The following is a 4,577-nucleotide window of genomic DNA, read 5'->3' as shown; positions in this document are numbered from 1 at the left end:
CACCGTCGCCACCGCCGCCAACCGCTCCGGCGCGGGCAGCGCGGCGCGCGCGCCGACGTGGCCGGGCAGCAGCGAGAACAGCGACGGCGGCGCCGCGCGCACGGCTTACCAGCTGACCGCCACGCTGGCGCCGACGTTGCGGCCCGGCGCGGTGTAGCGGTCGAGGATGGCGCTGCTCGCGGTCAGCGCGCCCGGGACGTCGCCGTTGTCCCAATACTTTTTGTCGCCGAGGTTGAACACGCCGACGTTGAACTTGGCGCCCGGGGCGAAGTTCCAGTGCGCGAGCAGGTCGAACACGCCGTAGCCCGGCGCGGCGAAGCGGCCGGCCTCGGGCAGGTCGCTCTTGCGGCGGGCGAAACGGCCGGCCAGCTCCACGCCCCAGGCTTCGCGGTCGTAGGCCACGCCGACGGTGGCGGTCAGCGGCGCGATCGATTCCAGCGGGCGGTCGTCGCTCTTGTCCTCGCCCTTGCTGTAGGCCGCGGCGAAGCGGCCCGACCAGCCGGCCAGCGACGGGTCGAGTTCGCCGAAGTCGACGCCGCCGCGCAGCTCTACGCCGCGGATGCGCGCCTTGTCGACGTTCTGCGACTGGAACACGATCAACGGCGTCTGCGGCGGCGCGCTGACCTGGCGGTTGGACTCGATGAAGTCCTTGTAGTCGTTGTAGTAGCCCGACAGCTGCGCATACACCGCCTTGCCGCTGTAGCGCAGGCCCAGCTCGTAGCCGTTGCTGGTTTCCGGCTTGAGGTTCGGATTCGGAATCGCGGTGTAGCCGAACTGCAGGTTGGTGAAGCCTAGGTTGACGTCGCTGTAGGGCGGCGCGCGGAAACCGCGCTGATAGCCGCCGTACAGCGACCAGTCCTGGGCGAAGTGCCAGACCGCGCCGAGCTTGGGCGAGACGCTGGTCTTGCTCAGGTCGCTGATCTTGACGCCGGGGTTGTCGCCGTTCCAGATCGCATCGTTTTGCGGCTTGAGTTCGTAACGGTCCACGCGCACCGCCGGCACCAGCCGGAACGCGCCGTCGGCGAAGCGGATTTCGTCCTGCACGAACACGCCGGCGTTGCGGGTCTTGCTGATCGGGAAATCGCGCACCGGGAACGCATCGGGCGAAATGGTGCTGCTGACCGCGCCGGTGGTCAGGTTGACCGAGCGGCCGTCGCGCTTCTGGCGGAATTCGGTCTGCTCGTATTCGAAACCGTAGGTCAGCGTGTGCTCGACCGAGCCGGTGGCGAAGTCCTTGTGCGCGGCGGCCTCGGCGCCGTAGACGCGCTGGTCGAAGTTGAACTCGCGCAGGCGCAGGGTCGGGCTGGTGTCGCGGCCGCCGACCACGCTGGCGCGCTGCTCGCGGGTGCGCTGCGTCGTCTCGCTGTCCTGGCGGTAGACCTGCCAGGTGAGCGAATCGGCCAGCGCGCTGTCGAGCGAGTCGATCTCGTGGGCGAACGCCACGCGGGCGCGGGTCTGGTGGTCGTTGCCGTACATCGACAGCACCCGCGTGCGCGGCGCGGTCGGCGGCAGGCCCGGGGTCAGCGCGCTCAGGCCCAGGGCGCTGAACACGTCGGTCTGGGTGCGGTCTTCGCTGCCTTCCACGGTCAGGCGGAAGCGCTGGTTCGCGCTCGGCGCGAACACCAGCTTGGTCAACAGGCTGCGGCCTTCGACGCTCTGCGGATTGGCGCGGGTGCGGCTGCCGTCGTGGGCGTCGTTGTCGCCCTGGTTCTCGGTTTCCTTGCCCTGGTGGTGGTTGACCACGACCAGGCCGGACCAGCGCTCGCCGGCGAAGGCGGCGGTGGCGCTGCCGTAAATGCCTTCGTTCTGGCTTTCGGCACCGAGTTTCAAGCCGAAGTAGGACTTGGCGCCGTCCTTGAGGTAGTCCGCGGGATCCTTGGTCACGAACGACACCACGCCGCCGAGCGCGTCGGAGCCGTGCAGCGCGCTCGACGGGCCGCGCACGATCTCGACTTCCTTGACCGTGTCCAGGTCGACGAAGTTGCGCCCGGCGTTGGAGAAGCTGCCGATGGAGAAGCCGTCGGACACCGAGATGCCGTCGATCAGCACGCGCACGCGGTTGCCGCCGAGGCCGCGGATGCGGATATCGCCGAGGCCGAAGCGCTCGCGGTTGCCGCCCACGTCGATGCCCGGCTCGTAGCGGAACAGGTCGCGGATGTTGCGGGTCAGCTCGTTGTCCATGCGCTCGCGGTCGATCGCGCTGACCGTGGCCGGCACGTCCTGCACGGCGCGCTCGGTGCGGGTGGCGCTGACCACCACGCGGTTGAGTTCGTTGACCTCGCCGCTGGCGTCGGGCGCATCGGCGGCGTGCGCGGCCGGCAGCGCCAGCAGCAGGGCCAGGGCCAGGGCCAGCGCGCAGCGCGCGGGAAGGACGGACGGAAAAGCAGGGCGCGCGGACGCAGCCGGGGTATGGACGCGGGACATTCTTCGACTCGGTTGGAGGAACGGTGGAACCGAGGCGAGCTGGCATCCGGAGAGAGTCGGGGCTGGCAGCCTGGGAGAGAGGTGCTGGCAAGTCGGCGGACCGACGCGCCGCACCGCGCCCGGGGCGGGCGCGGTGCGGGTGGCGCTTGCGGTGGCGCGGCGGCGGGCTCGGCAACGCGGTTGGATTCGGGCGGCGGGGCGCGGTGCGTCCCGTGCTGGGGAATCTGGGCCGACGTGGGAGGGGATGTTGCTGAGCGGGCTGGGCTGGCGCGCCTTGCGCGGGGTTGCTTTGGACGGGTTCGAGTACGGCCTGGAGTCGGGCGGCGGGGCGGTGCTCTGCCTCGGCGCTGGGGAATCCGGAGCGGTCCGGCGTGGATGTTGCTGAGCGGGCTCGGCCGGGACGCGCCGTACGCGGGGTTACTTGGTCAGGATCAGCTTGTCGTTGCGGGTGTGGCGCAGGCGATAGACCTCGCCGCCGTGGCGGATCAGGACTTCGCGGGCGCCGCGCAGCAGCGCGGCGCTCTCGACCAGTCCGCCCTGGGCGGCGGCGACCACCGCCGCGGCGGCGGCCGGCGCGACCGCGGCGACCGGCGGGGCGACCGCGGCCAGGGAACGATCGGTACGGGGCTTGAGCTGCAGCACGGGGTTGCGCAGAGACATGGCGGTGACTCGTTCGGGGGTGGGCTCCCGAATGATGATAATGATTCTCATTTGCCAGTCAACACGCGATTGCGTGAATCTGCCAGCCCGGTCAAACCATCCGTCGGATGGATGGGGCCGAAGCCCCCGTAGGAGCGGCGCAAGCCGCGACCGCGCCAATCCGACGACGGCGCCCCGCCCTCCCCTGGGCAGCCGCCAGACCTGCCATTGAACGCCGATCACCCGCCTGCGCCGTAATCGCATTGCCGCGGTCGCGGCTCGCGCCGCTCCTACAAGGGCGGCCGCGCCCGCGATCAGGCCGTGGCGGCTTCGACCCGCTGCCAGGCCGTGTCGTCGAGCTGCAGTTCCAGCGCCTGCAGGTTCTGCAGCAACTGCTCGACCCGGCTGGCGCCGAGGATCGCCGTGGACACGTGCGGATTGCGCAGGCACCAGGCGATCGCCAGCGACGCCGGCGCCACGCCCAGATCGTCGGCCACGGCGACGAAAGCCGCGACCCGTTCGAGCCGGCGCTGGCCGGATTCGCCGACCGCGATCCGCCGCAGCCAGTCCTTGTCGGCGTGGCCGAGCCGGCTCTCTCCTTCGAAACCGCCGCGGTATTTGCCGGTCAACAGGCCCGAGGCCAGCGGCGACCAGATCGTCGTGCCCAGGCCCAGTTCGGCGTACAGCGGCGCGTATTCCAGCTCGACGCGTTCGCGATGCAGCAGGTTGTACTGCGGCTGCTCCATCGTCGGCGCGTGCAGGTGATGGGCGCGGGCGATCTTGTGCGCCTCGCGGATCAGCGCCGCCGGCCATTCCGAAGTGCCCCAGTACAAGACCTTGCCCTGGCGGATCAGCGCGTCCATCGCCCACACGGTTTCTTCCACCGGCACGTCCGGATCCGGGCGATGGCAGAAATACAGGTCCAGATGCTCGACCTGCAGCCGCCGCAACGCGGCGTGGCAGGCCTCGGTGACGTGCTTGCGCGACAGGCCGCGCTGGGTCGGCCGCGGCTCGGCTTGCGCGCCGAAGAACGCCTTGCTCGACACGCAGTAGCCATCGCGCGGCAGGCCCAGCTCGGCGATCGCCGCGCCCATCACCCGCTCGGCTTCGCCGTGGGCGTAGCCCTCGGCGTTGTCGAAGAAATTGATCCCGTGATCCCAGGCCGCGGCGATCAGCTCGCGCGCGGTGTCGCGGCCGATCTGCGCGCCGAAGGTGACCCAGGCGCCAAACGACAGCGCCGACACCTTCAGCCCGGACGAACCCAGTCGACGGTATTGCATAGCACGGCTCCGAATCGGATGGACGATTGCAGGCATGCTACGCCGGTGAACGCATCGGGACAGGACGGCAGCGGACGATGAAGGCCGGCATTCGGGTTTGGCTCGCAGGCGCGATCGCGGTCGCGATCGCGCTGCTGGTCTGGCAGCAATCGCGCGGACGCGACGCGGCGCCGGTCGTAGCGGCGACGCCCGCGCCCGAAGCGGCGCCGGCTCCGGCGCCCGCCGTCGTCGCCG

Annotated in this window: 3 protein-coding genes; all 3 read right to left on the bottom strand. The window is 70.7% G+C overall.

What is annotated here, in order from left to right; all coding sequences use genetic code 11:
• Nucleotides 1-105 precede the first annotated feature (105 nt).
• A complete protein-coding gene (locus tag A7A76_RS00520; RefSeq protein ID WP_428995059.1) occupies nt 106-2,424 on the bottom strand; it encodes a TonB-dependent hemoglobin/transferrin/lactoferrin family receptor in 2,319 nt (772 codons plus the stop codon).
• Between the two features lie 417 nt (nt 2,425-2,841).
• Nucleotides 2,842-3,084 (bottom strand): hemin uptake protein HemP, encoded by a 243-nt coding sequence (gene hemP / locus A7A76_RS26150; protein ID WP_074864355.1) that lies wholly within the window; start codon nt 3,082-3,084, stop codon nt 2,842-2,844.
• A gap of 293 nt (nt 3,085-3,377) precedes the next feature.
• A complete protein-coding gene (locus tag A7A76_RS00510) occupies nt 3,378-4,343 on the bottom strand; it encodes a potassium channel beta subunit family protein (RefSeq protein WP_206409351.1) in 966 nt (321 codons plus the stop codon).
• Nucleotides 4,344-4,577 lie beyond the last annotated feature (234 nt).

It is taken from the genome of Lysobacter enzymogenes (assembly GCF_017168095.1).
Lineage (GTDB): Bacteria > Pseudomonadota > Gammaproteobacteria > Xanthomonadales > Xanthomonadaceae > Lysobacter > Lysobacter enzymogenes_D.
Note: the sequence above shows the minus strand (reverse complement) of the source record. Positions and strands in the feature narration are given on the sequence as shown.